The organism is Microbispora sp. H13382 (genome assembly GCF_014161445.1).
In the GTDB taxonomy this organism is placed as follows: Bacteria; Actinomycetota; Actinomycetes; order Streptosporangiales; family Streptosporangiaceae; genus Microbispora.
In genome coordinates this window covers 97,314-122,888 of record NZ_JABBXA010000025.1, presented here as the reverse complement: position 1 = coordinate 122,888, position 25,575 = coordinate 97,314, and the positions used below count along the sequence as shown (strand labels likewise).

Sequence of the window (25,575 nt, the reverse complement as noted above, 5' to 3'; positions counted from 1 at the left end):
GGAGGTTGCGCGCGAAGAAGTGCTCGGTGATGCGCCGGACGTCGGCGTCGACCCGGATCCACTCGGGGGCACGTCCCCCAGGGATGATGAGGGCGTCATAGCGCTCGACGTCGACCTCGGCCCAGGGCACGTCGACCGGCAGCTTTCGGCCGTTCTTCTCGACGTAGGCGTCGGAGTTGGGGTCGAACTCGTGGATGACCAGCTGAACGTCACGCATCGTCCGTGACGAGACGTCAACGTCCCAGCCGCCCTCCTGTACCCGATAGTAGGGATACATGGTGTCGAGCTCCTCGGCGGCATCGCCGGTAAGGAGCAGTGCTCTGGGCACCTACTTCTCCTCGCATCTGGGGCGGGTCAGGTGGATCCGATCCAATCCGATCCGATCCGGTTGAGTCAGCATTCCTCGGCCCGGCCCGCCCGTCAAGCCTTTACCGCCATTCCGTCGGCGTCCTTGACATCGTCGAACAATCGCCGGAACCGCTCGCCGGACAGCAGGATGTGCCGGCGCATGGCGTAGGCGGCGGCAGGCCGTACACTCGGAAGACCTTCAGTTTGGTCACGGTGCGTAGCACTGCGGGGAAGTCCTCCAGCGATCGCCGGAAGCCGGTTTTGAGGACTTTCCAGCATTTGAGGTGGGCGATGGCCCGCTCCACCGCGGCCCGGATGCGGTTTAGCGCGGTGTTGCAGGCTTTGCGGGCATCGGTCAGCTCCCGGCCGGGTGGCTTCTTGTACGGGGTACGGATCCCTGCGCCCTGATAGCCTTTGTCCCCGGTCATTCCCATTCCATCCGGTTCGTAATGCGCCGCCCACCGCGCGGCGATCTCGGACTGGCGGAACGCCCGGCTGTCGTGCATGGAGCCAGGGCATGGGTCGCCGACGTCCGCCAGGCGCCCGGACAGCGTGGCGACGACCTGAACGTTCTGCCCGCAGTACCCCTTCTTGTCGGAGTACAGGCCCTCGATCCCGTCCCGCTCACCGATCGGGACCACCAGCCCATCCACCAGCACGTCGTCCATCGTGACGTGAGGTCCCTGCTAGCGTCTTCGCGAACCTGTTGACATCGGTCGCAACGCTGCTGCGTGCTGACGACCACTCGGATCGTATAGGAAAGGTGACGGATGCTGGCCATCCTGAACCATCGCGGAACCGCCCGCCAGCGCCCTACTTCGACCGCCTAAAGCTCCCCTGAGCATGCTCGACGTCCTGCTCGGTTCGCCACCGGGCCGCACAAGGACCGAAGGGCTTCTCGACTGACTGAAGACCCTGTACGGCGCGGCGTACTCGTGAGGCCGGTCTGCGGGGCGGCGCCCGCGAAAGCCCGGCAATTCAACCAAGGGTCACCGTCATCTTCCTCCCCTCCGATCGCGGACGCATCCGTTCTCCGCGTCGCGGAACGCGTTCTTTCCTTTCATTCGGCCGGCTCATCACGACCTCGCGATCGGCCTCGGTGATCGCCCCTGCCGGCGCAACCGCCGTCGGCCTGGACCTAGTGTTCGAATGCCGCCTGCAGGGCGTCGACCCGACCGCATCACCGCTCCCTTCGGAGGATGGGTCACGTGCGGCACCTACCGATGTTTCGTTGGTGATCATGAGAAGGTCGTGCATAAATCCGCGATAGTGGTGCGCTACAGCGTCAGCGCGGCGGGAGCGGCGATCCACCGCCCCCGCCGCGTGAACGGGTCAGCGGTTGCGGTTGAGGTTCTGCATCCACTCCCGCAGCGCGCGCGCCTGCCGCGCGAGCTCGGAACGCGCCGCAGCGTCGCCGGAGGCCTTGTCGTTAGCCAGGGCGACGATCGAGTTCAGCGCCGGGATGGCGGTGGTGTAGTTGGTTGCCAGGTAGCTGTCCCGCGCGATGTCCAGGGCGGCATCGGCGGCGTCCGCGGCGTCCGCGGTCAGTAGCCCGGCCGCTCGGTCGGCCTCGATCAGCAGGCTGGTCTCGCGGTAGGACGAGCAGTTGGCGGCCGTCCGGCCGGCGGTCGTCTCGATCCCGCCGAGGATGATCCGCATGAACGAGTCGTCGTAGTAATGCGTCCGGAAGTGGCCGAGGATGTTCGAGAACGCCTTGCCACCGCCCCAGTTCTGGCACCACGCGATCGGGTGGTCTCCGTTCATCAGCCGCAGCGGGTTGGTGGCCGCGTTGCCGCTGTTGAGGCTGCGCTGGTAGCTGTCCTCGTTGAGGCTCAGCAGCGTGTGCACGTCGGCCCGCATGTTGCGGTCGAAGTTGTAGAGCTCGTCGACCGTCATCCACTTGGCAGGGAGATGCGCGGTCGCCGGGTGCGTATTGTCCTCGGTCACCACCTCGGCGTGGATGCAGCTGCCGCACTGGCCGAACCCGTTCTGGCCGTTCGGGTGGTTGGTGAAGAACCCACCGACGAGGTCGCCGTACCACGGCCAGGTGCGGAGCTCGAACGAGTCGGCGGCGCCGTGGATGCCGACATAGCCGCCGCCCTGGTTCATGTAGGCCTCGAAGTTCGGCTGCTCGGTGATCGCATTGAGCGGGCCCGGGTGCCCGACGTTGGACTCGAAGACGATCGTGTCGTACTGCTTGAGCGTGTCGAGGCTCAGGAACGGGCTCGTGGGCAGCGTGACGGTCGGGAGTTGCGGGTCGTAGACGTCGACGTTGAAGTTTTGCTCGATGCCGAGCTTCTGGATCGCGGCCACGGTGTGCGGGATGTGGTCGTGCCGGAAGCCCGTCGTCTTGGAGAAGACCAGGACGTTGTAGTCGGCGTCCGGGTTGTGCGGGAGCGGGGCGAGCACCGGGTCCGGGATGAACTTCGGGCCCTCCGCGGGCTCAGACTCGAGGCCCGTCGCGGGCTCCGGCGCGAGCCCGCCCTTGAGCTGGTCGATCAGGTAACGCGCATCGCCCACGAGTGTGCTGCGGGCCGAGCCGGGCCTGATCTGGCTGTTGGCGAGCGAGACGAACTCGTTCATGACCTGGCTCGCCTGCTTGGCCGAATCGGCGTCGGCGAGCGCCTTCGCCTGGTCGAGCTTGGCTTGGAGCGCCGCGCCGACCTCCGCCGGGACGCTGCCGGCGGTCACGAACCGGCCGATCAGCGTGCCGACGTCCGCGAACGATGTCGTCACGATGAACGTCTGCGTGTACTTCGCGCTGTTGGAAGCAGCGTCAGAGAGATGCACCGCGAGCGTGTGCACGCCGAGCGACAGGTCGGAGGTCTGCACCGGCAACGGCGGGACGAGCTTGCCGTCGAGGTACATGTTCAGCACAGCCACTCCGCCCGAGCCGGGGGTGGGGTCCGTGCGCGTCGGGATGAGTGTGGCGACGTGACCGACATGACCGTCGGTGATCGCCGGGTACGATGCGGCCGGCGCGCGCGTGTCGATCCGGACCGAGATCGAGCGGAACGCCGCGACGTTTCCGGAAGTGTCGACCGCGCGGTACCGGACGCTGGTGTTGCCCTCCTGCGTGATCACCGCCGACGCCGTGGCCGACGCCGGCGCCCCCGCGACGGGCACGTCGATGTAGGCGGCGCCGCCGTTGAGCGAGTACTGGAACTTGGCGATGCCGACGTCGTCGGTCGCCGACATGTTCAGCGTCACCGAGTCGCGGTACCAGTTGTTCTGGCCGGTCGGCGCAGAGGGCGACAGCGTCGCCACGTTGATCGTCGGCGGTGTCGTTTCCTCTGCCCACGACGGTGCCGCGGGGATGAGTGCGACCGCCGTCACGCAGGCGGCCACTGCCGATGCGCGAAATCTTCTTCGCATGAGTGTCTTCTCTTTCTTGCCGCTGTACGGGCGGGTTCGCTAGGTGCCGATGCCCGTGCCGACGAACTCGGCCCAGTTGAGGTTGAACAGGTTGCCGCCCGTGGCGCCACCCGTGACCGAGCGGAACACCAGGAACAGCTCATGCGTCCCGGACATCGAGACCGGGAACGTCTGGCTCGTCCAGGTTCCCGTCCCGCCGGTGGACACGAGGTTGGCCGTCGTCAGGATCGGCCCGGTGATCGAGTCCTGACGGACCTCGATCGCCGCCAGCGGCGACCCGGGCGTGCGGCCGGCCGCCGCGTCCGCCACGCGGAACGTGATCGAATCGATGTTGGTCAGGTTGAATGGGCCGTTGAGCTGGAGCCAGTCGCCCGAGCCCAGGCCGCCGCGGTGCACGCCGGCGCCGCCGTCGGTGTTGTTCGCCGTGTTGGTGCCGGACTGGTTGACGACGAACTCCACCTCCTGGTGCTTCTGGCGGATCTGGTGCTGGCCGGTCGTGGTCAGCTGTGGGACCCCGCCCGGACCGCCGTGGTCGGTGTAGCGCGCCTGGATCACGCCGGAGACGTTGCCGCCGTGTGAGACGTCGTCGGCGATCGTGTGGAGCACGCCCGAGCAGCCGTTCACGGACTCCTCGGCGTGGCCGTGCGAGTCGTGGCCGAGCACGAACGTCACCTCCACCTCGGAGCAATTCACCGTCCCGTCCTCGGGGTCGGTGACCGTGACCGAGAACGGGATGTCGTCGCCGAACGTGAACGTCCCGCCCTCCACCGGCGTATTGACGACCACCTTCGGGCTCGTGTTGCCCACAGTGATCACAGTGCTGGTCGAGGTTCGCTTGCCGGACGAGTCGAGCACGGTCAGCACGGCCGTGTAGCGGCCGGACCGCGTGTAGGTGTGTGCCGGGTTCGGGTCGGTCGCGATCGCCGAGCCGTCGCCGAAGTTCCACTCGTAGCGGATCGAGTCGCCGGGATCCTCATCCAGCGAGCCGGCGCTGGAGAAGTTCACGGTCAGCGGCGTTGAGCCATCGGTGCGGTCGGTGGTGAGCACGGCCTTCGGCGCGCGCTTGCCCTTGACGTACTCCCACTTGTACATGCCCGCGTCGGGGCTGATGACGTTGAACCCGTTGCCGTAGGTCAGCAGGTAGAACGCGCCGTCAGAACCGAACTGCAGGTCCATCGGGTTGTCGCACTCGAACTGGAACCTGCCTGCCCCGGCGTTCGCACGGCTGCCGCAATCCAGGAAGTTGTTGATCTTCTGGACGTGGTTGCTCTGTTTGTCGAGCTTGACCTCGCGCAGCGTGTCCTGCGTCCACTCGCTGATGATCACCGAGTCGTCGTAGTACGGCGGGAACTTGTTGGGGTTCGGGTTCTCCGGGTCGTAGTGGTACTTCGTGACCCCGTGCGGACCGACGCCGCCGGTGTAGAGCTCGGGGAACAGCCGCGGGCATTCGGTCGTCGAGCCGGGCGCGATCGGGCCCGGGGTCGGCGCATAGCCGGCCTCGCACGGGGTGCCGAGCGGCGTGCTCGTGTTGTTGTCGCGGTAGGAGTACCAGATGTCCGGGTCGGTGACCGGCGGGACGTCCCTCAGGCCCGGCTCGACCGTCGGACCGCCCTCGATGTTCCACAGCGAGTCGTTGCGCTGCGTCGGCCCGTCGCAGTCGAACTTCTGAGCCGGGTTGTTCAGCGGCGTGCCCGCGGTGGTGGTGCCGGGCGCGAACTCGTGGAAGTTCCACTCGTAGTACGCGAGGTCGCGCTTGTAGCACGTCGGCCAGCCGTAGTTGGACGGCTTGCGCACGATCTCGTAGCGGCCGGTGCCCGACGGGCCGCGCGAGCGCTGCGGTGTCTGGGCGTCGGGCGAGTAGTCGCCGACGTAGGCCACGTCGTTCTCGTCGACCTGGATCCGGAACGGGTTGCGGAAACCCATCGCGTAGACCTCCGGCCGCGTCTTGTCCTGCGGCGCGCCCGCGACCAGCGGGAACAGATTGCCCGACGGGATCGAGTAGGCGCCCGTGCCGGAGCCCAAGTTGACCTTGTTGGCGTCGGCGGCGGAGATGTCGCCGTCCTTGACCTTGATCCGCAGCACCTTGCCGCGCAGGTCGTTGGTGTTCAGCGCGGTGCGGCGCGAGTCACCGGTGAGCCGCTGATACCAGCCGCCCGCCTGCGCCGTGCTGGTGGCGACCGCCGGCGTGGCGGTGCCGGTCAGGCCGGCGCCGTCGGCCGTGATCTGCGGCTGGTCGGACTGCTGCTTGCCGCGGCGGAAGAACACGTTGACGTTCGACGTGTTGACCGGGCCGCCGCTGGTCTGGATCTCGTCCGCCTCGATGTTCGGGAGCGCCTCGAGCGCCGCGTCGATCGCATCGCGATCCGCGTTCCACGCGATCGGCTGCGTCGTCTGGCCATCGAAGGTCAGCGTGAACGTGCCGCCCGTCGCGTTGGTGACGCGCACGGTCTGCTGCTCGTCGGTCTTCTGCGAGTTGAACGGCCCGTAGCCGCCGGCGTTGATGCCGCCCGCGGGCGTGTCATCGCCGGTGACCAACCAGAGGTTGCCGTGCTTGTCGAAGTCGATGTCGCCCCCGACGTGGCAGCACTCCTGGCGGTTAACCGGCACGCGCATGATCTGCTGCTCGGAGCCCATGTCGAGGTGCGCCGGCGTGCTGTCGGTGGCGTCGACGAACTTGAAGCGGCTGAGCTGGAAATAGCCCACGTACGGATCCCACGCGGTCTTGGACGCCGCCACGTTCGGCGGGGTGGTGTTCGGCGTGGTCTGCGTGACGACCGATCCGTCGCTCAGCTTGACGTCTGTGACCTGCTTCGGCGAGTAGTAGAGGTAGACCCACTTGTTGGTCGCGAAGTTGGCGTCGACCGCCGGGCCATAGAGCCCGTCCTCGCCCGCGGAGTAGATCTGCTGCGTCATCGGCAGGCTCGGGTCGGCGAAGTTGGCGACGACCGTGGTGACGCCCGTGGTCGAGTCGTGCATGCGCAGCGAGCCGAGGCGGTCCGTCTGCAGAACGCGGCCGTCCGGCAGCTGGTCGAAGCCGATCGGCTCCTGCAGGTTCGGCGGCGAGCCGATCTTCGTCTGCTGGTAGTTGGCCAGCACGGTCGCGCCGCAGTCGCTGTAAACCGGGTCGGCCTGGCCCGCGGCCCAGCCGATCGCGCCCTTGAGGTGCTTGGTGAGGCCGGCGTCGAAGCTCGCGGCCGTGTTGCCCAGGCTGGTGTAGAACGAGCGGCCGCCCCGGAAGTCCTTACACCACGAGACCGGGTGATCGGCGCCCATCGTGCCCCCGGCGATCCCGTCGAGGTCGGCGCCCTGCGGCTGCGGCCCGAACGGGTCCTCGACGACGGTGGCGAGGACGTGTGACATACCGCGGACGTTCTTCGTGAAGTTGTACCAGTTGTCGGTTCGCGACCAGAACTGCGGCAGATCCTTGCTCGCGTCGTGGACGCGGTCGGCGACCTTCACGTCCGCCGATTGCACGTCGGTCCTGCCGGACGCACGCGTCCCCAGGAGGTCGGTCAGGAACGACCAGGACTCGTCGGTCTCGACCGCCGAGCCGACGCCGACGAAGCCGCCGCCGTCGCGGAAGTAGCTCTCGAAGTTCGCGCGTTGCGTGTCCGTGAGCGGGCTCGCGCGACCCGTGTCCAAGAACACGACCGCGCGGTACTGCTTCAGCTTCTTCTCGGTGAAATGGTCGCCCACGTCAGCGGGCCCGGGCGCCACGACCGTGAATTCACCGGGTCTGGCCGCATCCCGGATCGCGGCCAGGCCGGCCGAGGACACCGCGTCCTGGGTGCTGCGCACCACGAGTACCTTGAAGCTGACCTCTGGTGGTGCGGCCTTGGCGGCAGACGCGGACGGCTGCAGCAGCGCCGGTGCAGCGACGAAAGCGGGCTCAGCCGCCGTGGGGGCCTCGGCGCTCACCGGCGTCGCGAGGAGCGTGATGAAAGGGGCGATGAGGGCTAAGGCCATCGTGGTCGCGGTGCGACCTCTCGGGCGTCGTCCGTTTTCTGGCAGGGCTGCGTCGAGCAGCCTGGCCCACGTTCGATGACGTGGTGACATGGGAAACCCTTTCCTGACCGGGGGGACGTCAGGCAAGGCGCGCGCCGCCGCGCTTGTTGCCGCTTGTTGGCGTTGGTTGCGGATACGGGGGGTTGCTGGAGAGGTGCCGCCTCCAGGTCTGTGGGGGCCGTCAGTAGGCTGTCGGCCCGGGTAGTGAATCCATGATCGTGGTCGGGTCGTCGATGATCCGGTTGACCACCATGCTCGCGGCGCCGCGGGAAGCGGCGCCGAAGCCGAGCGTGGAGGCGACGAATCGGCACTGGGCGGCGGGGGCGGCCACCACGAGCCGCTGCAGCTGATCCTGCGCGCGGGGCAGCAGCCACTCGGCCAGTGAGGCGAAGTAGCCCCCGATGACGATCACTCGCGGGTTGAACAGGTTGGCCACGATCGAGCCGCCGAGCCCGAGCTATTGGCCGACCTGCGCCACCGCCTGCATCATGCGCCGGTCGCCAGCGCCTGTGCCGTCGTTGCCCAGGCTCCGGATCCGGTCGTACCGGGTCCGGAGCCGTGCAGCATCAGCACCGCGGGCCCCGTGCCGCTCTCCAGGATGTGGACGGGGGAGCCGTCGACGGTGACGGTCCGAGGAGTCGTCACCGGGACAGGCCAGGTGTGCTCATGCCGATGCGGAGTTGATGGACTTCGAGAAGACCTCCATCATCACCCTGCCGAACTGCGGCATGTCGGGCCAGCCGCGGCAGGAGACGAGGTTGCCGTCCACGACGTCGGGAGCGTCGATGACCGTCGCGCCCGCGTTCTCCATGTCACCGGTGATGGGGGGGAAGCAGGCCGTCTTCCGGCCCTTCAGCAGCCCGTACACCGCCGGCACCTGCGCGCCGTGGCACACCAGCGCGATCGGGAGGTTGCGCGCGAAGAAGTGCTCGGTGATGCGCCGGACGTCGGCGTCGACCCGGATCCACTCGGGGGCACGTCCCCCAGGGATGATGAGGGCGTCATAGCGCTCGACGTCGACCTCGGCCCAGGGTACGTCGACCGGCAGCTTCCGGCCGTTCTTCTCGACGTAGGCGTCGGAGTTGGGGTCGAACTCGTGGATGACCAGCTGAACGTCACGCATCGTCCGTGACGAGACGTCAACGTCCCAGCCGCCCTCCTGTACCCGATAGTAGGGATACATGGTGTCGAGCTCCTCGGCGGCATCGCCGGTTAGGAGCAGTGCTCTGGGCACCTACTTCTCCTCGCATCTGGGGCGGGTCAGGTGGATCCAATCCGATCCGATCTGATCCGGTTGAGTCAGCATTCCTCGGCCCGGCCCGCCCGTCAAGCCTTTACCGCCATTCCGTCGGCGTCCTTGACATCGTCGAACAATCGCCGGAATCGCTCGCCGGACAGCAGGATGTGCCGGCGCATGGCGTAGGCGGCGGCGTCGGGGTCACGCGCGGCGATCGCGGCCAGGACTTCTTCGTGCTCGGCCATGGCCAAGTGAGTGACCTGGGTGTCGTGGAGAAGCCGGAACAGGTGCACGTGCGTGTGCAGGCGAGCGAGAGCTTCGCGGATGACCTGGTTCTCCGCGCTCAGGGCGACGAGATCGTGAAAAGCGGCGTCGCGTAGCCCGAAGGCGCCATAGGCCATGAGCCCGTTGCCCCCCTCCAGCTCCGCCATCTCCTCCAGCATTCGTCGCAGACCGGCTACCTGCTTCGAGGATGCGCGTTCGGCGGATCTGCGCGCCGCTGCCGGCTCGAGGAGAAGGCGGAGCTCAAGCATGTCCTCGAATCGCTGACGGGTGATCTGAGGGGGAATGCGGTAGCCGGCATGGGGCACACGCACGACCAGGCCCTCGGCCTCCATGCGGTTCAGAGCGTCTCGGATCGGCGTCTGCGAGACCCCCAGCTCTCGCGCCAGGACGTCGATCGTGACGCGGGAGCCAGGCTCGATCCGTAGCGACATCAGCTGTCCGAGCAGCGTGTCGTACACCTCGTCGGCAAGCCGGCCGCGAGATCTTCGCGGCGGCGTTCCGCCCGTCGTGGCCCCACGGCGCCGCGCGATCATCACTTCGTCGTCCATCGTGACGTGAGACCTTTCTTACGTTTTCGGAAACCTGTTGACTTCGGTCGCAACGCTGCGGGATGTTGACGCCCCCACTCGGATCGTATAGGAAAGGTGGCGGATGCCAGCCATCCTTCACCCTCGCGAAACCCCCCGTTATCGCTCCGCTTCGATCAGTTGGAGCTCCTATGAGCATGCTCGACGTCCTACTCAATTCGCCACCGGGCCGATAAGGACCGAAGGACTTCTCGACTGCTTGAAGCCCCATTACGTCGCGGCGTACCCGTGACGCCGGTCTGCGGGCCAGCCCTGCGACAGCCGGCAACACGCCTGAACACCCCCCAGCAACTGCTCGGCGAAGCACGCAGCAGGGCTCCAGAGGTCCCCCCCAGAAAGCAGGCAAGAAGATGCGGTCTCCAAAACGAATAGGACGACTGTCCGCTCCCGGTCGAAAGGCGCGGCTGGCGACGGCGGCCATGTTGATGGCCACGGCCATGGCGGCTTGCGGCCAGGACGACGGCGCGACGTCGAGCGCCCCCAAGGCGCCGGCGACCATCCCGGAGCTCACCAAGGACCCGCTGACCCTCAGCTTCATCTGGTTCGACTGGCCCCCCGCCCACGCGCTGGAAGACTTCGCGAACGCGGAGTACACCAAGGAGCGGTCGAACGTGACCATCAAGGTCAAGACCGTGCCGAACGCGAACTGGCACGACGCGATGTTCACCCAGTTCGCAGCGCGCAAGACCGACTTCGACATCCCGATCCTGGACTCGCAACACATCGGCGAGGCCGTGACGAACGGCAACATCCTCGACATCACCGACTTCGTCAAGAAGAACATCGATGTCAAGGCCTACAACCCGTACCTCCTGGCGGCCTACGGCCAGTACCCCCAGGCGGAGACCGGGAAGCGCGACGAAAACGCCAGCCTGTACGGACTGCCGCTGCTCGGCGACACCTGGACGATGATCTACCGCAAGGACCTGATCGGCGACAAGCCACCGCAGACCTGGGACGAGATGATCTCAGTCGCCGAGAAGTGCCAGGCGGACAACCCCGGCGTCAGCGGGCTGGCTTTCCACCAGGCCAACGGCTCCGACGCCGCGGCCGTAACCTACAACACGGTCAACGGCGTCTACGGCGGCAACCTCTGGGACGCCAAGACGCGCAAGATCGACGGCGTCGTCAACGACGCCGCGGGCCAGGAGGCGATGGACGTCCTGGTCAACAAGATGAAGCCGCTGACCGCCAAGGGCTCCGGCAACTGGTTCATCGACGAGGTGAACGCGGCGGTCGCCCAGGGCAAGGCATGCATCGCGTTCAACTGGATCGCCGCGAGCGGCGGCCTGCTCGACCCGAAGGAGTCGACGCTCGGCACCACGCGGGAGCAGATTCTCGACAAGCTGGGGTTCGCCCCCCTGCCGAGCCAGAAGACGAACCTGGTGCCTCTCGGCGGCATGGGGATGCACGTGTCGGCCTACTCCCCGGAGGCGAACCAGGCGGAGGCCCTGAACTTCATGAAGTGGTTCGAGCAGGCTGACATCCAGAAGAAGTGGGCCGCGGCTGGTGGCGTGCCATCGCGTACGGACGCCCTGGAGTCGCCCGAGTTCCTCAACGCCGGGCCGTTCAACAAGGTGTACACCGACTCGGTTTCGCGGATGCGGGACATGTGGAACGTGCCCGAGTACGCGCGCCTCATCGACATTGAGAACACCAACGTGAACGCGGCTCTCAACGGCGCGAAGAACCCCAAGGATGCGCTCAACGACATCGCCAAGGAGCAGCAGGCCGTGCTCGACTCCAGCGGCCGCAAGGGCGGCGGCGGACTGTGAGTGAGTCCGCTCCTCTGACGATCGACCAGCCTGGGCAGGTGGCGTCCGCGACGCCGCCTGCACCGGGCCGGTCCCGCCGCCTGAGCGACCGCTGGCTCGCCGGGGCCTTCATCTCCCCCGCGTTGCTGCTGTTGCTCGCGATGTCGGTGTTCCCGTTGCTGTGGGCGTTGTACCTGTCTTTCACCGACTACTCGGCCACCCGCGGGGGGCCCGCCCATTTCGTCTGGTTCGAGAACTACACCGCCATCCTGACGTCGGCGCAGGTCCACCTGAGGGCCCTGACGACGTTGATCTACGTGGTCGGCGCGGTCGCCCTGCAGACCGTGCTCGGTTTCTCCATCGCCTACCTGATCTCACGGCGCACGCACGGGCGAGGAGTGCTGACCACTCTGTTCCTGGTTCCGATGATGCTGTCGCCGGTCGTGGTCGGGCTGTTCTGGCGGTTCATGCTCGACGCGCAGTTCGGCGTGATCAACAGCATGCTCGGCTCGCTCGGCCTGGGGCAGGTGGAGTGGCTCACCCAGCAGGGAACGGCATTGCTTTCCCTGATCGTGGTCGACACCTGGCAATGGACGCCGTTCATCATGCTCATCGCACTCGCGGGCCTTACCGCGGTCCCCAAGTACCTGTACGAGGCCGCCTCGATCGACCGGGCGTCCGAGTGGTTCCGGTTCCGCACCATCACTCTTCCGCTGGTGTGGCCGCTGCTCCTCATCGCCGTGTTGTTCAGGGCCATCGAGGCCTTCCGGCTGTTCGACCTCGTCTACATCCTCACCAGCGGAGGTCCGGGGGTCTCCACCGAGACGTTGTCGTTCCACGTCTACAAGGTCGCGTTCCTGGGCTTCAACACCGGAACCGCCTCGGCGTACGGGATCCTCATGGTCCTCGTCGTCCTCGTCCTCACGCAGCTCTACCTGCGCTACTTGAACAAGCTCAAGGAGGACTGATGGCCGTCTCCGTCAACGAGGCCGTGTCCACAGGTCCTGGCCGGGATCACACGCCCTCCACGCGGCGCCGTGGCGGCCGGGGCCGCTCCGTGCTGGAGGTCGCGCTGCTGACCGTGCTGGCCGTCGTGATGCTCTTCCCGGTGCTGTGGATGATCGAGACGTCCATCAAGGAGAACCGGGACGTCTACGCCATCCCGGCCAAGTTCTTCGACTTCAAGGTCACTCTGGACCATTTCAAGGACGTGTTCGCCGCCTCCGGCGGCGGTCGCTCGGCCTTGTCCGTCTCGTTCCTCAACTCCGTCGTGGTCGCCGGGGTCTCCACGGCGCTGGCCACCGTGCTGGGGGTCCCGGCGGCCTGGGCCTACTCACGCTTCTCCGTGAAGGCCAAGAAGGACCAACTGTTCTTCATCCTGTCCACCCGCTTCATGCCGCCCGTGGTGGTCGTGATCCCGATCTTCCTCATGTACCGCCAACTCGGACTGATCGACAACAAGCTCGGCCTGATCCTCATCTACACCGCGTTCAACGTCCCGTTCACGATCTGGATGATGAAGGGGTTCGTCGACGAGGTGCCCGCAGAGTACGAGGATGCCGCCATGCTCGACGGCTACACCCGCCTGCAGGCGTTCTGGAAATTCACCCTTCCCCTGCTCCTGCCCGGCATCGCCGCGACGGCGGTCTTCGCACTCATCTTCTCGTGGAACGAGTTCGTGTTCGCCATCTTCCTCACCTCCAGCGACAGCGTGCGGACGGCCCCACCCGCCATCGCCGGCCTCATCGGTGGAACCACTGTGGACTGGGGTCTCGTGGCCGCAGCCTCCGTGGTCTTCGCCCTACCGGTGCTCGTCTTCGCCTATCTGGTGCGCAAGCACCTCGTCGCCGGTGTGACGCTCGGGGCGGTGCGACGCTGATGGCGGGCATCGAGGTGACCACCCTGCACAAGCGCTACCCGGACGGGACGGTCGCAGTCGAGCAGGTGGACCTGTCCATCGGCGACGGCGAGCTGTTCGTGATGCTCGGCCCTTCGGGTTGCGGCAAGACGACCACGCTGCGGGCCATAGCCGGCCTGGAGAGGCAGACGTCGGGCGACATCCGCATCGGCGACACGCTGGTCAACGACCTGCCGCCCGCCGAGCGCGACATCGCCATGGTGTTCCAGTTCTACGCTCTCTACCCGCATCTGAGAACCCGCGACAACCTGGCGTTCCCACTGCGGGCCGAGGGACTGCCCAAGGCGGAGGTGCAGGAGCGGGTCGACGAGGCCGCCCGGCTGATGCGGCTTGGTCCGCTCCTGGACCGGCGACCACACCGGCTGTCCGGCGGGGAGCAGCAGCGCGTCGCGCTTGCTCGCGCCCTGGTGCGACGACCGCGCGCATTCCTCATGGACGAACCCCTCACCAATCTGGACGCGGAGCTGAGGGCGGACATGCGCACGGAGATCAAGCACCTGCAGGGGGAGCTGGGGACGACGATGGTTTACGTCACCCACGACCAGGTCGAGGCGATGTCGCTCGGTCACAGAATCGCCATCCTCAACAAGGGCCGCGTCGAGCAGATCGGCACGCCGCTGGAGGTCTACGACCGTCCGGCGAGTCTTTTCTGCGCCGCATTCATCGGCTCCCCGCCGATGAACCTGATCGAGGTGGAGGTGGCCGACGGGAAGCTGCGCAGTCAGGGCGGACTGGTCCTCACGCCACCGCCAGGCCTGCCGCGCGACCGTCGCCTGGTCGCAGGCGTCCGTCCGGAGGCGCTGGAAGTCACAGAACCAGGGGCGGAAGGTTCGGTCCCGGCCCGCGTGGTCTCGGCGGAGTGGCTGGGCGACGAAATCATCTACGTGGTCGACCACGGCGGCCAGCGCGACGTACGAGTTCGGATGGCACCGACTGTCCGTTTCGCTGCTGACGCACCGGTCGGGCTGCGGCACACCGGCGGGCCCCCGCCGGTCTACGACGTGGACACGGAAGAGCTGGTGGCCTGATGGGAACCGTGGCAGTACACGGGCTGCGCAAGTCCTTCGGCAAAGTCCAGGCCCTGGACGGGGTGACGCTGGACGTGCCGGACGGCTCGTTCTTCGTCGTGCTCGGGCCCTCCGGGGCAGGCAAGACGACGACCCTGCGAGCGATCGCCGGCCTTGAGAAGCTTGACGCCGGGTCGGTGCATCTGGACGGGAGGGACGCGACCGGTGACACCCCGGCCGCACGCGACCTGGCCATGGTCTTCCAGAGCTACGCCCTCTACCCGCGACGCACGGCGTACGAGAACATCGCTTCGCCGCTGCGGGCACGCCGCTGTTCTTCGAGCGAGATCGCCGCCGCCGTCGAGCAGATGTCGAGCCTGCTGCACATCGAACGTCTGCTGCAGCGTCGTCCCGCGCAGATGTCGGGCGGTGAGATGCAGCGTGTCGCCCTGGCCCGGGCGCTGGTCCGTCGCCCGCGCGCGTTTCTCATGGACGAGCCGCTGACGAACCTCGACCTCAAGCTCCGCGTCGAGATGCGCACCGAGCTCACCCGTATCCACCGGAGCCTCGGGGGAACCTTCGTCTACGTGACCAACGACCAGGTCGAGGCCCTGTCCATGGCCGACCAGGTCGCGGTCCTCAAGGAGGGGAAGGTGCAGCAGGTCGGAACGCCGACCGAGGTGTACGAGCGTCCAGCCAACCAGTGGGTCGCAGGCTTCGTCGGGAGCCCGTCGATCAGCCTGCTCGCCTGCCACGCCGAGGGAGATCGTCTGGTCGGGGCGGAAGGCTGGACGCTGCCGCGGCCCCGCTGGACCACGGCTGAGAACGGTCGTCCGCTGCTGCTGGGCCTGCGCGCGGAGGACCTGTCCGTCGAGCAGCGTGGGGACGCGTCGTTGCCGGGTGAGCTCTACGGCCTTGAGCCGCTCGGTGACCGAACGGTGGTCGACGTCCAAGTGGGGACGGAGATGCTCAAGGTCAAGGCACGACCCACCTTCACCGGTACGCCGGGCGAGCGGCTGCATGTCACGGTCGACCTGGACCGTGCGCACCTTTTCGATGCGGGCACCGGGCTGGCGCTGTCCGAGACCGGGAGGTAACCGCCCGGGAGGTAACAGCACAGGGCGGCGACGTCACCATGCGCCCGCACGTGGCAATCGAGCCTCGCGACCGTCACCGGTGAGCTCGGCCTGACGACGCTGAAGCAGCCATGGCCCGAGAAGGCGATCGGTGGCGCGGGGCGTCGCCCTGCAGCCGGGGCCAAGGCCCCGTTCGACCCGCTCGGCAACCTCGACCCCGACGAGGTCGTGTGACCCGTTCGTCAACGCGCGTGGCGCGATCGCTGAGGTCACGCTGGACATCACCAAGAACATCGCAGGAGGCGACGCAATGAGTGACCCGATGAACGTCCTGGCCCCCGAGCACCGGCGGCTCCGGATCGGCGACGCCTGGCGCGACGCCGCCAGCGGAGCCACGTTCGCCGTCGAGGACCCGGCCACCGGCATGACCATCGCCGAGGTGGCGGACGCCGGCGTCGCCGACGGGCTCGCCGCTCTGGACGCGGCGAGCAAGGCGATGGCGGAGTGGGCGGCGACCCCGCCGCGAAAACGGTCAGAGTTGTTGACCGCGACGTACCGGGCACTGACCGAGCGATCCGAGGAGGTCGCCCGGCTGATAACGCTCGAGATGGGCAAGCCGCTCGCCGAGGCTCGGGCAGAGGTGGCCTACGGCGCCGAGTTCTTCCGTTGGTTCGCCGAGGAGGCGGTGCGCGTCGAGGGGCGCTACAACACCGCTCCCAATGGTGGATATCGCATCCTCACCGTGCCGAAGCCGGTCGGACCGTGCGTCTTCGTGACGCCCTGGAACTTTCCGTTGGCCATGGGTGCCCGCAAGATCGCTCCTGCGCTGGCGGCGGGCTGCACGACGATCACCAAGCCGGCCGCCCAGACGCCACTCACCATGCTGTTCCTGGCCCGCATCATGGAGGAGGTCGGCGTTCCCGCGGGCGTCGTCAACGTCGTGACAACCAAGCGTTCCGGCGAGGTGGTCTCAGCACTGCTGGCCGACCGTCGGACCCGCAAGCTTTCGTTCACCGGGTCGACCGAGGTCGGGCGCGTGCTGCTACGACAGGCGGCGGACAACGTGCTGCGCACCTCCATGGAATTGGGCGGCAACGCGGCCTTGATCGTGTGTGCCGACGCGGACCTGGACGTCGCGCTCGACGGTGCCATGGTGGCCAAGATGCGCAACATCGGGGAGTCCTGCATCGCGGCCAACCGAATCTACGTCGAGGAGTCGGTGCGCGAGGAGTTCACGGCGCGCTTCGCCAAGCGGATGGGCGCGCTCTCGGTGGGCCATGGTCTCGACGACGGCGTGGACGTCGGGGCGTTGATCGACGATGCCTCGGTCACCAAGATCGAGGAGCTCGTCGCCGACGCGGTCGATCGCGGCGCCCGTGTCCTGGTGGGCGGCGAGCGTCCGGATGGGCCGGGTCACTTCTATCCGCCTACGGTCCTCGTCGATGTGCCCGGAGACGCGCGGATACTGGAGGAGGAAATCTTCGGCCCGGTTGCGCCGATCATCTCGTTCACGTCCGACGACGAGGTGATTGCGAAGGCCAACGACACCGAGCACGGCCTGGTCGGATACGTCTTCACCCGTGACCTCCAGCGGGCGCTCCGGTTCACCGAGGGGCTGGAGACGGGGATGGTCGGCATCAACCGTGGTCTGATCTCGGACCCGTCAGCTCCGTTCGGAGGCGTGAAGCAGTCCGGGATCGGCAAGGAGGGGTCGCACGAGGGCATCCTTGAGTACCTCGACGTCACCTACGCGGCGATCGACCTACCGTGACCGGCCTGCTGCTCGGGGTGCCCGCCGAGGATCACCACGCCCTGTGCACACATGATCTGACCGGCCTCCACCCGTGGGGCGGGACCCGGGCCATGGCCGGCACGAATCCGCCGGCACCCGGGGACGCCGTCGACTCCGCCGGTGTGCGCGCCACAGACGCGGCCGCGGCGGTGGACGGGGCGATCAGCCCTTTCGGCGCTCCCAAAGGCTACGCCCTCAGGCTCATGATCGAGGTGCTGGTCGCGACCTCGACTCGTACCGGCCTTGGCGACGATGTCCGCGGGACCCTCGACCCGACTGACCCGCCCACCAAGGGCGACGTCTTCATCGCGATGGACCCGGGGGCGCCCGGGCGCGACCGAGTCCGGGAGCCCGGCGCGCGCCTGCGCCACCCGGCAGCCAACCTTGCCGACGCCGTCCCGGTCTCGCAGGTGACCTGGACGTCCGCCCAGCAAATCACCGCCGACGTTCCAGAGAGGCACTGACATGCTTGAGACCGTCCGCGGACCACGCCAGCTGATAGTGGGCGAAGGGGTCGCGCAGAACATCCCACGAGTGGTGGCCGAGTGTGGCTCGCGAGTCCTCATCGTGACCGACCGGTTTCTTCAGGGGCAGCCGGGCGTGGCCGAGATCGTGGCCGCCGTGCGGGAGAAGGTCGCAGTCGTCGGGGTGTTCGCCGACGCGACTCCGGACGTGCCACTCGCCGATGTCGCCCTGGCCGTCTCGGCCGCCGCAGAGGTGGACGCCGACGTACTCCTCGCCATCGGGGGTGGCACGGTGATCGACCTCGCCAAAATCGTCGGCGTAATCCGGCGCCACGGTGGGACACCGCGTGACTTCTACGGCGAGTCGAAGGTGCCGGGGCCGACGATTCCTCTCGTCGCGGTCCCGACGACGTCAGGCACCGGCTCCGAGCTCACGCCCGTCTCGGTGTTGACCGACCCGGACCGCGAGCTGAAGGTGGGGGTCTCCAGCGTCCACATCGTGCCCGACTTCGCCATCGTCGACCCCGAGCTCACCTACACCTGCCCTGCGACCGTCACTGCCCACTCCGGCATTGACGCGTTTTGTCACGCGGTGGAGAGCTACACCGCGCGACCCCGGGCCCACGGACCGAGCGACCCGGTGGAGCAGGTCTTCCTCGGCCGCAACCCGATCACCGATCACTACGCGCTCCTGGCCGCGGAGCGGATCGCCCGCAGCTTGCCCCGTGCCGTCAGGGACGGAGGCGACAAGGACGCGCGCGCGGACATGTCCTATGGGTCCATGCTGGCCGGGCTCGCATTTGCCCACGCAGGCACCGCGGCTCCGCACGCCCTCCAGTACCCCATCGGCGCAGCCACCCACACGCCGCACGGCCTGGGCGTCGGGCTGCTGCTGCCCTACGCGCTGGACGCGGCCAGGGATGCCATCAGCGACCGGTTGGCCATCCTCGCCCGGGTGTGCGGGCTCGACGTGACCGATGCCTCGGATGCCGAGGCCGCAGATACGTTCCTCACCTGGCTCCACGGGCTCCTTGCCGACATCGGCATCCCTGCCAGCTTGGCGGACATCGGCGTGGCACGCGCCGACCTCCCGCGCTTCGCGGAGATGGCCAGTGGCGTCACCCGCTTGATCCAGAACCATCCAGGCCCGGCCGACACCGCCAGCCTGACCGCGATCCTCGAAGCGGCCTGGATCGGGGACCGGACCCGGCACGTCCTGACTCCGGAGCAGAGATAGTGACGGGCCTTTCACATGACGACGAGTTCCCTGCCCCGCCCTAGGTATCGGAATTGTCGGCTACGCCTTAATGGGAGCCGCCCATTCCCAGGCCTGGCGCACGCCTGCACGCCCACCAGGCCGACCACGGCCACAACAGCCACAACCTCACCGGCCCACCACCCCAAGATCATTTCACTACCCGCCTAACAGGTGGCCGGCGCTTCGGGCCTCGTCGCCCGTCTGTCCGGATGGGCTCCTGCGCGTCAAAACAGGGGGCCGTGGGTTCAAATCCCGTCGTCCCGACACTGTTCATAGCAGGTCAAGGCCTGATCACTACTAAAGTGATCAGGCTCTTTTGATGTCTGACCGTCGTTTGACCGTGAAGCTGAACGTGCCGACCGCTCCCGACCGGTGCCCCTGAATACCGGTGTTCATCAGGGGATCCACGGTCAACGAAGGTGCGCGTGGCCGCCGTGTTCAAATGAGCTTCCTCGTCATCCGGAAACTGTCCGTTTTGGCGGAATCCAGCGGGCGAATCTACTATGTAAAGGCCTGGGCTCGGCGTAGCCCTTCTCCGTGGTACTCATAGGCCGGGGCTTCCGTGACCTGTAGGACCGCCCTGTACTCCTGGGGAAGCGCATCAGGGCTTCAGAAGCTCGACCATCAGAGCCTTTACCCGGTCGTAGATCTCGGCTCTTATCACGCGCACAGCATCGATGCCTTGCCCGGCCGGGTCGTCGAGTTTCCAATCCTCGTACCGTTTGCCGGGGAGGATAGGGCATGCATCACCGCAGCCCATGGTGATGATCACGTCGGATGCCTGAACGGCATCGGCAGTGAGGAGCTTCGGACTTTCGGCACTGATGTCGATGCCGACCTCGCGCATGGCGTCGACGGCGACGGGGTTGACCTGCTCCGCGGGCGCAGACCCGGCTGAACGGACCTGGATGCGGTCGCCAGCCAGATGAGCGAGCCAGCCGGCCGCCATCTGGGAACGGCCGGCGTTGTGCACGCACACGAACAGGACGCTGGGCATCGGGGGCATGGATGGTCCCTTCGATCTGTTTGGAGCTCCTGATATTCGCTCTGGCTGATGGCGTTCACGGCACGCCTTGCCTGCTCTCCCGCCGTTGTGCGTCGCTTCGGTGCGGAGGCATCGTCGATCACGACATCACTCACAAGCGATTGCGGAACTTCTCAGGTTGCCTGAGGCGACCAGGAGGTGCTGCCACTCCTCGAAGCGGTGCTCCCGCTGAGTGCAACCGAAGGCTCCTCCGTTGCTGTCCGCCGTGGCCAAGATGACGCGAGGCGACAAGGGCACCGTGGGTTGGCGTACGCCACCTCGATCCACCACACCTCCTGCAACTCCGGGATTGCCGCCGGCGACCAGGGACGGTGGCAATCCCGTCTGCTGTGCCCGCTACGAGAGCAGTAGATACGTTCCTGCGGCTACGGCGGCGGCGACAGGCGGTGTGCACAACCATGCGATCAGAAGGTCACGGACCGTCTTCTTGTTGAGCCTGGAGAGATCATTGGCCGCGATGCCGGAGATGGCCCCTGCCGACACCTGCGTGGTCGAAATAGGCAAGCCCAACATGGCGCCCAGTCCGACGAGGCTCGCGGTCGTGAGGTTGGCGGTGAAGCCTTCGACATGAGGAATCTTGACAACGGAGTACGCGAGCCGGTCGGCGATGCGAGAGCCCGCCACAACACCTCCGATGGCCATGGCCGCGGTGACGGGGAACAGCAGGCCGGTCGGGGTCATCCCGCCCACCAGCGCGAAGGTGCCGATAGCAACGATCTTGGGCGCGTCGTTGAGGCCCCGGGCGAAGCTCGCCAGGCCGCTTGTCGCCCAGTGAGCGATCCCGATGGCGTGCTGCGCTTTGGTCGGCTCGACCTGTCTTGCCAGGGTCGCGACCGGCGCCGCATCACCGTCTGGGACCGCAGCCTGGATTCTTTCCTTTTTCGCGGTACGGATCGTCACGACTTTCCGGGTGATGATCGCTTCATGACCTTGAGTGGTTTTCTCGGGGCGGGCAAGACCACCACTCTCGTCGCGGTCGCGAAACATCTCCAGTCGCAGGGCCGCAGGGTCGCGGTCATCACCAACGACCAGGGCACCGAACTGGTGGACACCCAGCTCGCGAAGTCGGCGATCGCGGAGGCCGGCGAGGTCACGGGCGGATGTTTCTGCTGCCGGTTCGAAGACCTGCTGACCGTCGCACAGCGCCTGGTCGACGGCCACCAGGTGGACACACTGCTCGCCGAGGCGGTGGGCAGTTGCACCGATCTGCAGGCCACCGTCATCCGGCCGCTCAGTGCTCACTACGGTGAACGTTTCGCGCCCGCCCCCCTCCTGGTTGTCGTCGAACCGGAAAGGCTTGACGCGCTCCGTACGTCGTTGCCGCTGGAGGACACGGAGTCGGACATGTCCTACCTGTTCGGCAAGTAGTTACAGGAAGCCGACGTGATCGCGCTCAACAAGATCGACCTGCTCGACGCGGCGGAGGCCGCCGCCGTCATCGCGGATTTGCGCGAGCGGTACCCCACGGCCACCGTGGCCGGCTACTCGGCGAAAACCGGCGAGGGGCTGGACCGGCTGGTGTCCCTGTGGCTGGGCGCGGAGCCCGCCGGGCGCGGCCTCGACATCGACTACGACCGCTACGCCAACGCCGAGGCCGCGCTGGCGTGGCTGAACCTCAGCCTGGACGTGACGGCGGCGGAGGGGTTCGACCCGGACACCTGGGCCCGTGCACTGCTGGAGCACCTCTCCGAGACCACCGCCGGCAACGGCTGGATGATCGGCCACGTGAAGGTCAGCCTCGAGTCCGCCGGTGACCTGAGCAAGGTGAGCGTGACCGCGGGCGGCGCCGAGCCGACCGTGGACGCCGTCGCGGGCAGGACGCTCACCGAGGCGCAGGCGCGGCTCAACGCCCGCGTCGCGTGCGAGCCCGCCGAACTCGACGCCGCGGTGGTCGAGGCGGTGAAGGCGGTGTCCGCCGCCACCGGCACATCGGCCGTGCAGAGCGCCGGCGTCCCGTCGTCCAAACCCGGCTACCCGCGTCCCACGTACCGGATCCCCGCCGCGGCAGGATGAGGTGAAGTCGCGGGGGCGACCTGGGCTCGCCGTCGCACCCGTCCGCGCGTGAAGGAGGCCGCCGTGGCTCACGAGGAGATCGTCGACCGTTACTCCAGGTTCGCCAGGAACGCGATGACCGGCCAGCCCGCCCACGCGTCCTTCGGCGAGGGCTGCGTCGGCGCCGCCGGCTACGACGACACCGCCGCCCTGCCCGACGGTGCCCTGCGCGCCAGCCTGGGCTGCGGCGACCCCGTCGCCGTGGCCGACCTCCACGAGGGCGACGTCGTGCTCGACCTCGGCTCCGGCGGCGGGATCGACGTCCTGCTGTCCGCCCGCCGCGTCGGCCCCACCGGCAAGGTCTACGGCCTCGACGCCAGCCCCGACATGCTGAGCCTCGCCCGCGACAACGCCGCACAGGCCGGTGTGACCAACACCGAGTTCCTGCACGGCGCCATCGAGCACGTCCCCCTGCCCGGCCGTACGGTCGACGTGGTCATCTCCAACTGCGTCATCAACCTGTCCGACGACAAGGCCGCCACCCTGGCGGAGGCGTTCCGCGTCCTGCGTCCCGGCGGCCGGTTCGGTGTCAGCGACGTCGTCACCGAGGACGGCATCACGGATCAGGGCCGGCGCCGCCGCACCGAGACCCGCATCGGCTGCACGGCCGGTTCCCTGACCGTCGGCGAGTATCGCACCCTGCTCCTGGACGCCGGCTTCACCGGCATCACCATCACCCCCACCGCCGACCACGGCGACGGCGTACATTCGGCCATCGTCAAGGCCGCCAAGCCTCCCGTCGCTCCCGGCTTCGAGATCCGTCCCATGCGGGACGCGGACGCCGCCCAGGTCCTGGAGGTCTACCAGCTCGGCCTCGACACCGGCCACGCGAGCTTCGAGACCACCGCTCCGGCGTGGGAGACGTTCAGTTCGGCCCGCCTCGGCCATCTGCGCTACGTCGTCGCCGACACTCGTACGGACCGGGTGCTCGCCTGGGTGGCCGCCTCCCGCGTCTCCGCCCGTCCCGTCTACGCCGGCGTCGTCGAGCACAGCATCTACGTCCACCCCGATTACGGCTCCCGGGGCCTGGGCCGTGCCCTTCTGAACGCCTTCGTCACCGCCAGCGAGGACGCCGGCATCTGGACCATCCAATCCGGCGTGTTCCCCGAGAACACGGCCAGCCTGGCCCTGCACCAGGCGGCCGGCTTCCGCGTCCTCGGCACCCGCGAACGCATCGGCCGCCATCACGGCGTCTGGCGCGACGTCCTCATGATCGAACGCCGCAGCCCCGCCATCTGACGTCACCGGTGGCGCGGTCCGGCCTCCGGCAGGAGGAGCAGAGCGCGGCAGGCGCAGGACCGCCGCGCAGGCGCGGTAGGTCATCAGCGCGACCCGATCGAATACGAGATGCTTCACCCCAACACCCAGCCGGCATGAGCGCGCCAGCACAAGCATGATCCTCGGTGACCGCCAGGCGCCCTGCCGACTCGCCCTTCCAAGGTGAGGCATCCCGCGCTGGATCGGCCGCCCGCATGCCGAGCCGGCCGCATCAGAGTCGACGGCGCGCGGCCGGATCGCGGCCGTCATGCGAGCCCGCCAGCGCCTCGGGCGAGACGCGTGCGTAGCGGGCCAGGGAGGCGACCGAGGCGTGCCCGGAGTGGCTACTGCTGGCCGGGCAGGACTTCGCGGGCGAGCTCGGCGAGGGCGGCGCGGTCTTCGGCCAGCGCCTGGCGGCCGGCGTCGGTGGCCCGGTACACACGGCGCACGCGTCCGGCGACGGTGCGCTGCTCGGATACCAGCAGGCCTTCGGCTTCCAGACGGTGCAGGGTCGGGTACAGCGTGCCGGGGCTGATGGCGTATCCGTGCCGCTTGAGCTCCTCGGTCATCCACGCGCCGTGGATCTCCTGCTCGGCGGCGTGGTGCAGGATGTGCAGCCGCACCGCACCGCGGAGGAATTCCCGCACCTTCTCACCCCCGGGTTCCCGTGCCGCATGAGCGGCATCGGATGTGCTGAAACCGATATCGGCATTCGATGTTACCGCCTGCCGGTACCGCGGGCGGCGGCCCCGGTTGCCTCGATCGAGCAGGGCAAGAGGGATGCCGGGCCGTATATCGTCAGGCGATGCGCAGGGCGACCGGCCGTAGACGGCGAGCGGAGATGAGGCATGGGACGCAGCCAGGCCGCTGACCGATAACGCGCTGCGGGCAGCGGGTGTGATCGTCGTGCTCGGTCAGATCGACCTGCCCCAGGGCGCGGGTGTGAGCGTCATGGCCGATCGGCAGCGTCGGCTGCACTGGGACGTCCCCGACCTGCGCGACCAGCCCTTCGAGACAGTCCGCGCAAGCCGCGATGAACTGGACCGGCGCGTGTTGCGCCTGCTCGCCGAGCTCCTGCCCGGCGATCCGCAGGCGCGGGCTGAATCCTGGATGAGTCCTGGGGGCGGGTGGGCTGCACGGACCCGGGTACGGTCCGGGCGGTCACCTGGTGGGCGTGAACTGGGACAGGTCGTAGATGCCCAGGGCCTTTTCGATGTCCGCGACCTGGTCGACGATGCCTTCGAAGCCGCGCCGGCCGAAGCGGCGGTGCTCTTCGTCTTCGAAACGTTCGGCCAGCTCGAGGAACTCCTTGGCGGGCACGACCTCGCGGAAGGCGGGGAACACGACGGTGTCCTCGCGGGCTTCGTGGGGTTCGTACATGCGGATGAACGCGGCCATGTCGGCGACCAGGGTCCGGCGGGCGTGGGCGGCGGAGGCGCCGGAGCGCCCGGTGGCGGCCAGGATGCGGGCGGTCAGCGCGCGGCCTCGGCGGTGTTGCAGCTGGAGGACCGAGACGGTGTCGGTGAGCTTGCCGGCCTCGCGCAGGCGGGGGAAGACGTACTGCTCTTCCAGGTGCTCGTGGTAGTCCTCGATGAAGCCGCGGATGATGTGGGCGGCGGCGTTCAGCGGCTGGGCGGGTGCGCTCTCGCCGCCCTCGACCCGGCGGATGCCCTCCCGGTAGACCAGCAGGATCCGCTTCAGCACGCCGTGCTCGCGCATGAGGTCTTCCGGCGGGGTCACCTCCGCCTCCTGCTCAGATGGTGCCGCGTGCGGGCCGGGTGTCGCCGCAAGCGCCGGGGCGCCGGGCAGGTCGCGGTAGGCAGTCAGGCTCACCGCGCCCACCAGGGCCGCGGTGGACAGGCCCAGCAGGTCACGGCGGCGCACCGCCGGTGAGTTGCGATCTTCCACGACATCTCCGTTTCGCCCGGTCCTGACGTTTGTCCACGCGCACGGCGTGCGGTCGGGACAGTCCCCCGCATGGGCGGCCCGCACGCCGCCGATCGAGTAAACGCTTCGCCCGGCTACCGGGGTGTCGCCTGCCGCCCCGTCAGGACCTGGCGGATCCGGGCCCAGCAGGGCAAAGTATCGTGGTCCGATATCGGGTTTCGTTTCAGG

The 25,575-nt window shown here is 68.0% G+C and carries 23 protein-coding genes; 11 read left to right on the top strand and 12 right to left on the bottom strand.

Going from position 1 to position 25,575, the window contains the following annotated elements; all coding sequences use genetic code 11:
• From HHX41_RS35050 to HHX41_RS35015, 8 genes are all read right to left on the bottom strand, one after another.
• The coding region (locus tag HHX41_RS35050) for a DJ-1/PfpI family protein (RefSeq protein WP_182909379.1) at positions 1-328 on the bottom strand (328 nt) is incomplete at its 3' end.
• 100 nt (positions 329-428) lie between these two features.
• Positions 429-1,016, bottom strand: a complete 588-nt coding sequence (locus HHX41_RS35045) for a transposase family protein (protein WP_182909378.1) — start codon at positions 1,014-1,016, stop codon at positions 429-431.
• Positions 1,017-1,680: 664 nt separating this feature from the next.
• Positions 1,681-3,723 carry a ThuA domain-containing protein gene (locus tag HHX41_RS35040; protein ID WP_182909377.1) on the bottom strand — a complete coding sequence of 681 codons (2,043 nt, stop codon included), beginning with the start codon at positions 3,721-3,723 and terminating at the stop codon, positions 1,681-1,683.
• 39 nt (positions 3,724-3,762) lie between these two features.
• The gene (locus HHX41_RS35035; protein WP_182909376.1) at positions 3,763-7,689 is read right to left on the bottom strand and encodes a ThuA domain-containing protein; all 3,927 of its coding nucleotides are present in this window, start codon (positions 7,687-7,689) and stop codon (positions 3,763-3,765) included.
• Between the two features lie 220 nt (positions 7,690-7,909).
• Positions 7,910-8,164, bottom strand: a complete 255-nt coding sequence (locus HHX41_RS35030) for a hypothetical protein (protein ID WP_182909375.1) — start codon at positions 8,162-8,164, stop codon at positions 7,910-7,912.
• 50 nt (positions 8,165-8,214) lie between these two features.
• The gene (locus tag HHX41_RS35025; RefSeq protein ID WP_220504699.1) at positions 8,215-8,373 is read right to left on the bottom strand and encodes a hypothetical protein; all 159 of its coding nucleotides are present in this window, start codon (positions 8,371-8,373) and stop codon (positions 8,215-8,217) included.
• 19 nt (positions 8,374-8,392) lie between these two features.
• The gene (locus tag HHX41_RS35020; protein ID WP_041952814.1) at positions 8,393-8,962 is read right to left on the bottom strand and encodes a DJ-1/PfpI family protein; all 570 of its coding nucleotides are present in this window, start codon (positions 8,960-8,962) and stop codon (positions 8,393-8,395) included.
• Between the two features lie 92 nt (positions 8,963-9,054).
• Positions 9,055-9,798 (bottom strand): GntR family transcriptional regulator, encoded by a 744-nt coding sequence (locus HHX41_RS35015; protein WP_182909374.1) that lies wholly within the window; start codon positions 9,796-9,798, stop codon positions 9,055-9,057.
• Positions 9,799-10,262: 464 nt separating this feature from the next.
• Here HHX41_RS35015 and HHX41_RS35010 point away from each other — a divergent pair, with 464 nt between their 5' ends.
• From HHX41_RS35010 to HHX41_RS34975, 8 genes are all read left to right on the top strand, one after another.
• Positions 10,263-11,612, top strand: a complete 1,350-nt coding sequence (locus tag HHX41_RS35010) for an extracellular solute-binding protein (protein WP_220504698.1) — start codon at positions 10,263-10,265, stop codon at positions 11,610-11,612.
• 38 nt (positions 11,613-11,650) lie between these two features.
• On the top strand, positions 11,651-12,559 hold the full coding sequence (locus HHX41_RS35005) for a carbohydrate ABC transporter permease (RefSeq protein ID WP_220504697.1): 909 nt from the start codon (positions 11,651-11,653) through the stop codon (positions 12,557-12,559).
• Positions 12,559-13,470: a carbohydrate ABC transporter permease gene (locus HHX41_RS35000; protein ID WP_182909371.1), complete on the top strand. Its 912-nt coding sequence runs from the start codon at positions 12,559-12,561 to the stop codon at positions 13,468-13,470. Before HHX41_RS35005 ends, HHX41_RS35000 begins: the two co-directional genes overlap by 1 nt.
• Positions 13,470-14,537 carry an ABC transporter ATP-binding protein gene (locus HHX41_RS34995; RefSeq protein ID WP_182909370.1) on the top strand — a complete coding sequence of 356 codons (1,068 nt, stop codon included), beginning with the start codon at positions 13,470-13,472 and terminating at the stop codon, positions 14,535-14,537. The genes HHX41_RS35000 and HHX41_RS34995 overlap by 1 nt, the downstream gene beginning before the upstream one ends.
• Positions 14,537-15,613 (top strand): ABC transporter ATP-binding protein, encoded by a 1,077-nt coding sequence (locus tag HHX41_RS34990; RefSeq protein WP_182909369.1) that lies wholly within the window; start codon positions 14,537-14,539, stop codon positions 15,611-15,613. Before HHX41_RS34995 ends, HHX41_RS34990 begins: the two co-directional genes overlap by 1 nt.
• A 289-nt stretch (positions 15,614-15,902) precedes the next feature.
• The gene (locus HHX41_RS34985) at positions 15,903-17,363 is read left to right on the top strand and encodes an NAD-dependent succinate-semialdehyde dehydrogenase (RefSeq protein ID WP_182909368.1); all 1,461 of its coding nucleotides are present in this window, start codon (positions 15,903-15,905) and stop codon (positions 17,361-17,363) included.
• Positions 17,360-17,848 (top strand): Ldh family oxidoreductase, encoded by a 489-nt coding sequence (locus HHX41_RS34980; RefSeq protein ID WP_220504696.1) that lies wholly within the window; start codon positions 17,360-17,362, stop codon positions 17,846-17,848. Before HHX41_RS34985 ends, HHX41_RS34980 begins: the two co-directional genes overlap by 4 nt.
• A gap of 1 nt (position 17,849) precedes the next feature.
• Positions 17,850-19,085 (top strand): iron-containing alcohol dehydrogenase, encoded by a 1,236-nt coding sequence (locus HHX41_RS34975; RefSeq protein WP_182909367.1) that lies wholly within the window; start codon positions 17,850-17,852, stop codon positions 19,083-19,085.
• A gap of 622 nt (positions 19,086-19,707) precedes the next feature.
• Here HHX41_RS34975 and HHX41_RS34970 read toward each other — a convergent pair.
• Positions 19,708-20,112: an arsenate reductase ArsC gene (locus HHX41_RS34970; RefSeq protein ID WP_182909366.1), complete on the bottom strand. Its 405-nt coding sequence runs from the start codon at positions 20,110-20,112 to the stop codon at positions 19,708-19,710.
• Between the two features lie 375 nt (positions 20,113-20,487).
• Positions 20,488-21,051, bottom strand: coding sequence for an inorganic phosphate transporter (locus HHX41_RS34965; RefSeq protein ID WP_182909365.1), 564 nt, complete (start codon positions 21,049-21,051; stop codon positions 20,488-20,490).
• Between the two features lie 24 nt (positions 21,052-21,075).
• On the opposite strand from HHX41_RS34965, the gene HHX41_RS39950 reads away from it, so the two are divergent.
• From HHX41_RS39950 to HHX41_RS34955, 3 genes are all read left to right on the top strand, one after another.
• Entirely contained in the window at positions 21,076-21,519 is a 444-nt protein-coding gene (locus HHX41_RS39950) for a GTP-binding protein (protein ID WP_220504695.1), read from the top strand.
• Positions 21,520-21,534: 15 nt separating this feature from the next.
• Positions 21,535-22,164, top strand: coding sequence for a hypothetical protein (locus tag HHX41_RS39945; protein WP_220504694.1), 630 nt, complete (start codon positions 21,535-21,537; stop codon positions 22,162-22,164).
• Positions 22,165-22,227: 63 nt separating this feature from the next.
• Positions 22,228-23,442: a GNAT family N-acetyltransferase gene (locus HHX41_RS34955; protein ID WP_220504693.1), complete on the top strand. Its 1,215-nt coding sequence runs from the start codon at positions 22,228-22,230 to the stop codon at positions 23,440-23,442.
• A gap of 362 nt (positions 23,443-23,804) precedes the next feature.
• Here HHX41_RS34955 and HHX41_RS34950 read toward each other — a convergent pair whose 3' ends face one another.
• On the bottom strand, positions 23,805-24,107 hold the full coding sequence (locus HHX41_RS34950) for a PadR family transcriptional regulator (protein ID WP_182909364.1): 303 nt from the start codon (positions 24,105-24,107) through the stop codon (positions 23,805-23,807).
• 514 nt (positions 24,108-24,621) lie between these two features.
• On the bottom strand, positions 24,622-25,368 hold the full coding sequence (locus HHX41_RS34945; protein ID WP_310742313.1) for a hemerythrin domain-containing protein: 747 nt from the start codon (positions 25,366-25,368) through the stop codon (positions 24,622-24,624).
• Between the last annotated feature and the right edge of the window lie 207 nt (positions 25,369-25,575).

Excerpts from the sequence above, each read along its gene's own strand:
- HHX41_RS35000 (WP_182909371.1), top strand. The coding sequence starts at position 12,559 with ATGGCCGTCTCCGTCAACGAGGCCGTGTCCACAGGTCCTGGCCGGGAT.
- HHX41_RS34995 (WP_182909370.1), top strand. The coding sequence starts at position 13,470 with ATGGCGGGCATCGAGGTGACCACCCTGCACAAGCGCTACCCGGACGGG.
- HHX41_RS35035 (WP_182909376.1), bottom strand. The coding sequence starts at position 7,689 with ATGGCCTTAGCCCTCATCGCCCCTTTCATCACGCTCCTCGCGACGCCG.
- HHX41_RS34975 (WP_182909367.1), top strand. The coding sequence starts at position 17,850 with ATGCTTGAGACCGTCCGCGGACCACGCCAGCTGATAGTGGGCGAAGGG.
- HHX41_RS34985 (WP_182909368.1), top strand. The coding sequence starts at position 15,903 with ATGAGTGACCCGATGAACGTCCTGGCCCCCGAGCACCGGCGGCTCCGG.
- HHX41_RS39950 (WP_220504695.1), top strand. The coding sequence starts at position 21,076 with ATGACCTTGAGTGGTTTTCTCGGGGCGGGCAAGACCACCACTCTCGTC.
- HHX41_RS35045 (WP_182909378.1), bottom strand. The coding sequence starts at position 1,016 with ATGGACGACGTGCTGGTGGATGGGCTGGTGGTCCCGATCGGTGAGCGG.
- HHX41_RS34990 (WP_182909369.1), top strand. The coding sequence starts at position 14,537 with ATGGGAACCGTGGCAGTACACGGGCTGCGCAAGTCCTTCGGCAAAGTC.
- HHX41_RS35015 (WP_182909374.1), bottom strand. The coding sequence starts at position 9,798 with ATGGACGACGAAGTGATGATCGCGCGGCGCCGTGGGGCCACGACGGGC.
- HHX41_RS35010 (WP_220504698.1), top strand. The coding sequence starts at position 10,263 with ATGGCCACGGCCATGGCGGCTTGCGGCCAGGACGACGGCGCGACGTCG.
- HHX41_RS35040 (WP_182909377.1), bottom strand. The coding sequence starts at position 3,723 with ATGCGAAGAAGATTTCGCGCATCGGCAGTGGCCGCCTGCGTGACGGCG.
- HHX41_RS34970 (WP_182909366.1), bottom strand. The coding sequence starts at position 20,112 with ATGCCCCCGATGCCCAGCGTCCTGTTCGTGTGCGTGCACAACGCCGGC.